The 4,092-nt window shown below is 57.2% G+C and carries 4 protein-coding genes; 2 read left to right on the top strand and 2 right to left on the bottom strand.

Annotated elements, in window-relative coordinates; all coding sequences use genetic code 11:
- Positions 1-148 precede the first annotated feature (148 nt).
- Both ACFO3E_RS15905 and ACFO3E_RS15900 read left to right on the top strand, forming a co-directional pair.
- Positions 149-877 (top strand): IS5 family transposase, encoded by a 729-nt coding sequence (locus tag ACFO3E_RS15905; protein ID WP_380806086.1) that lies wholly within the window; start codon positions 149-151, stop codon positions 875-877.
- A 162-nt stretch (positions 878-1,039) separates the two neighbouring features.
- Positions 1,040-2,206, top strand: a complete 1,167-nt coding sequence (locus tag ACFO3E_RS15900; RefSeq protein ID WP_380806084.1) for an IS110 family RNA-guided transposase — start codon at positions 1,040-1,042, stop codon at positions 2,204-2,206.
- Positions 2,207-2,960: 754 nt separating this feature from the next.
- On the opposite strand, the gene ACFO3E_RS15895 is transcribed toward ACFO3E_RS15900, so the two are convergent.
- Positions 2,961-3,332, bottom strand: a complete 372-nt coding sequence (locus ACFO3E_RS15895) for an EthD domain-containing protein (protein ID WP_380806082.1) — start codon at positions 3,330-3,332, stop codon at positions 2,961-2,963.
- A 152-nt stretch (positions 3,333-3,484) separates the two neighbouring features.
- Positions 3,485-3,958, bottom strand: a complete 474-nt coding sequence (locus tag ACFO3E_RS15890) for a nuclear transport factor 2 family protein (protein ID WP_380806080.1) — start codon at positions 3,956-3,958, stop codon at positions 3,485-3,487.
- Between the last annotated feature and the right edge of the window lie 134 nt (positions 3,959-4,092).

Genomic DNA, 4,092 nt, shown 5'->3' with positions numbered 1-4,092 from the left:
TGAAATAGACGCCGCAGGATCGCTCGTCTTGATCGTCAAGCCGCTGACCCAAAAGGCCGAAGATCGCTGAAAACACCAGCACCATGAATAGTGCGGGCTAAATGTTCTTGCAAGGGGGGGGACCGTCCACATACATACGGAATTCGCAATGAAGCTGGCTGAGGCGCTGGATGATCGGGCCTCTTTTCGCCGCTTCTGTGGGTTTGCCGCGAATGAGGCGACGCCCGAGCGCACCGCGTTTGTCAGGTTCCGTCGGCTGCTGGTTGCGCACGCACTTGACCGGACGCTGTTTGAAACCGTGACCATGCAGCTCAAGGCCAAGGCGGTGACGGTCAAGACCGGAACACTGGTCGATGCCACCATCATTGCCTACGCTAGCGAAGACGATGTTGATGCCCGCTGGGTAAAGCACAAGGGAAAGCGGGCTGTCCACGGTTTCAAGGCCCACGTTGGCGCCGATGCCGATACCGCGTTGGTCGAGGAAGTGTCGATCACGTCCGCCAATATCAATGACGGCAAGGCAGGTCCGGATGCCTTGCCCGACAATCCCGGCGAGGTATTTGCCGACAGCGCCTATCGCGGCAATTACTTTCGTGACGCGGTGCGGGTGCGGACAAAGGGCGGCATTCCTCGGATCGTCGCCACCGGCATGTGGGGCCGCGACGAAGCCGAAACGCTGCGCAAGCTTCATGAATGGAACCAACCGATCCATCGCGTGCGCGGTCGGATCGAGAAGATCTTCGGAACATGGAAGAGATGTTACGGCCTGCGCCGAATGCGATGGCGAGGTCTCGCCAAAGCCGCCGTCCAAGTCCACCTCACCGCCATCGCCTACAACCTCAAGCGCACGATGAATATTCTCTCCGTTTCGGCATGATATCGCCTCCGCCCGCAAAGCGCAGGCCGGATCGATAACTCGTCAAATACCTGCGCGATTTCAGAGCTCAACGACCACCCGCGCACAGATCCCATGACGAGGTGGATGGCGATCGACACTCTGGCAGAGTGAGTTTGCTGACCACACTCTCAGGAGGCCGATATGCAGATTGCAACTGACAGTCCCCAAGCGTTGACCGCTATCCGGACCGATCTTGGCGCGATTTTCGTCTCAATGGAACTGAGCCGATCTATCTGGCTGATCACCTCGCTTTTGCCAGGCAGCGGCGAGAAGCTGTCGAAGCATGTAGTGCGCGCCGGGGATATCGCCGGGCTAATGGCGCGCTTTACCCAGCTGCGAGCAAAAGCGCGGGCGCGAACAGGATGCAGCTATCCGATAATTGTCATACAGGAAGCCGGCCTTGACGGCTTTTGGATCCACCGTGTTTTGTGCAAGGAGGGGATAGAAAGTCACGTCGTGGATCCCGCTTCAATTGCGACCTCACGTCGTCGTCGCCGCGCAAAGACCGACCGGATCGACGGCGAGGCGCTGGTCCGGGCCTTGCTGGCCCACAAGCGAGGGGAACCGCGTGTGTGTGCGATGGTTCGGGTGCCAACACCCGAGGAGGAGGACCGACGTCGCATCTGCCGCGAACGCAAGGTTCTGCTCGCGGATCGGATTCGCCACGTCAATCGCCTCAAAGGCTTGCTCTTCGCGCAGGGGGTGACAGGCTATCAGCCGCTGCGCCGCGACCGGCGGGAGCGGCTGGAAGAACTCATGACTGGCGATGGGCGTCCGCTACCGATGCATCTAAAAGTCCAGATTGGCCGCGAACTCGACCGGCTCGAACTGCTGCTCGAGCAGATCAGGGCGGTGGAGTCCGAGCGGGACACGCTGCTTGCCGCGGAACCCACCGCCATGCCGGCACCAGCCGCAATGCTGCTCGACATCAAGGGCATTGGCCCCGAGTTCGCGGCCATTCTCTGGTCGGAAGGCTTGTTCCGGCACTTCGCCAACCGGAGAGAGGTCGCTGCCTATGCGGGGCTGGCGCCAACGCCTTGGCAGAGTGGATCGGTGGACCGCGAACAGGGCGTGTCAAAGGCGGGGAACCCCAGGCTGCGCACAGCACTGATCCAGCTGGCTTGGCTGTGGATCCGCAACCAGCCACAATCGGCGCTCACCCACTGGTATCAGCAACGGGTCCGACTCAACGGTGGCCGGCTGAAGAAATCGACGGTCGTAGCCCTGGCGCGCAAATTGCTAGTGGCGCTGTGGAAATATGTTACCGCCGGTGTCATTATCGAGGGCGTGGTAATGAAAGCAGCCTGACCCATTATCCAGCCGTCATTCCAATCCTCAGGACCTGATCAGTTCTGACGGATCCAGGTGGACGAACCGAATGAGACCGTGGCTTCCAAACTCGTCGCACAGAATGGTTTCGTCTTCCTGAGCCCAGCCGCCGCAAGCGGGATATTGGTGCAGCCGTCACGAACGGCGACCGAATGTGAGGTTGATCGTGCTCGGCAACGAGACGCGTCTTGTCGAAGGGGCTCAGACCTTGGATACGCAATACCGGAGATCATCAATGTCGCCCTAACATCCCCTTGACCCCAATCTCGTCATGTGAGGTCTCATAAGTCCGCTCGGCGGCGGATTCTTTCGAGGAGCGCGTCATAAAGGCACCGGAAATCAATGATCACGTCAGTCGGCGGGCCGTCGTCCTTGGGCTGCACCGTACGGAATATCTGAGTGTGTCGGGCGGTGCATTGACGGACGCTTATATGCCTTGCGGTCTGCCGCCTCGCTAACCGTCAGGCGCAGGGCGATTAGTCATCCAAGAGCGTCAGCCTGCGGTGAGGTTACTGGTGAGCCCGCCCGGCCAGCGGCCAAGAGCGCGTCGACGCGCCCCTTCCCCACCGTCACGAGACGGTGGCGCAAACTGTATTGATGTCGATGCTGTAGCGGCCCATTCGGTATCCATTCAAAGCGGCTCCAGCTTCGGGACTTATGATCACGACCGGTAGCAGGCGGCGGCGCTGCGAATGAGGTGCAAATACACGCTTCAGCGTGTCTCCAACTAAATTCAATTCGTTTGGCAAATGCTCAGATCGGTCTCATACTCTTCAAGTACCACCATCAGACTCTTGTCGCGATCGAGGAATTCCATTTCATCCTTCGCGAGAATTTCGCCATACGGAGCGGCCGATCCAAGCCGGAAAAATTCATCGCTGTCTTCACGACTGTCGAACCATAGCTCCGTTGCCAGGTCAAATTGCAGTTCGGGTGCTTCGTCCGGCGCAGGATCTCTTCCAAAGGTCATCGGATGAAAATATCGTCTGAAGTACCGATTGGGATGCTTGCCCGTTTCGTTCCATATTTTTACGCCCAAGACAGAATGCTTGTTTTCGTAATAGTCTATCAACTGCTCCATTGACGTTCCGGGCTTGCGCTTCATGAGAGTTAGGATCTTAAACATTTTAGTTTTCCCTGATCTAGCACCGATGCAGGCATATTTTCTACTAGGACAGCACCCTCAAGGATATGAAGATGCGAAGCTTCCGATAAAGCATTCGCCACGCGTACCGCTATTCGCAAATAGTGTTCAGTTCAAGCTTGTGCCGATCTGGCGATCACTTCGGGTTCGATGGTCTTCCTGAGAATTCGTTCGGCCATCAGCCAAGTGCCTTCGATCTTTTCATAACGATCTTCGTACACCACGTGAGTGCGCGCATGCGTTCCGTCGTTCAATACGGCTTCTATCAACCCAAAGGCTCTCCCACGGGCGCTCGTCGCCGTCATGTCGGAAATATGATGCGTCGTCATGTGATGGAGAACGTGCCGCACGATTTCGGTGAGATGATTTCCGTATGCGCGAATTTCATCGTGACCGTTCATGACCGGGTTATCGAATTCGCTTTCGTCGAAAACAGCATCCGGCGTAAAAAGGCTGACCCATTCCTCGATTTCGTGAAAATCGACGTGCAGCGCATATCGCTGGTTCAGGGCTGCGATTTCCAGTCGGTCTTCGACATTGCTAAATTCACCCATAATCTTCTCCATTACAATCAAATCAGCTTTCATCAACCTTACGTGCAATGCGACCCGAAAATGATCCTAGCCCGCACTATTCATGGTGCTGGTGTTTTCAGCGATCTTCGGCCTTTTGGGTCAGCGGCTTGACGATCAAGACGAGCGATCCTGCGGCGTCTATTTCA

The sequence above is a fragment of the Sphingobium tyrosinilyticum genome (assembly GCF_042654265.1).
Classification (GTDB): domain Bacteria; phylum Pseudomonadota; class Alphaproteobacteria; order Sphingomonadales; family Sphingomonadaceae; genus Sphingobium; species Sphingobium tyrosinilyticum.
Note: the sequence above shows the minus strand (reverse complement) of the source record. Positions and strands in the feature narration are given on the sequence as shown.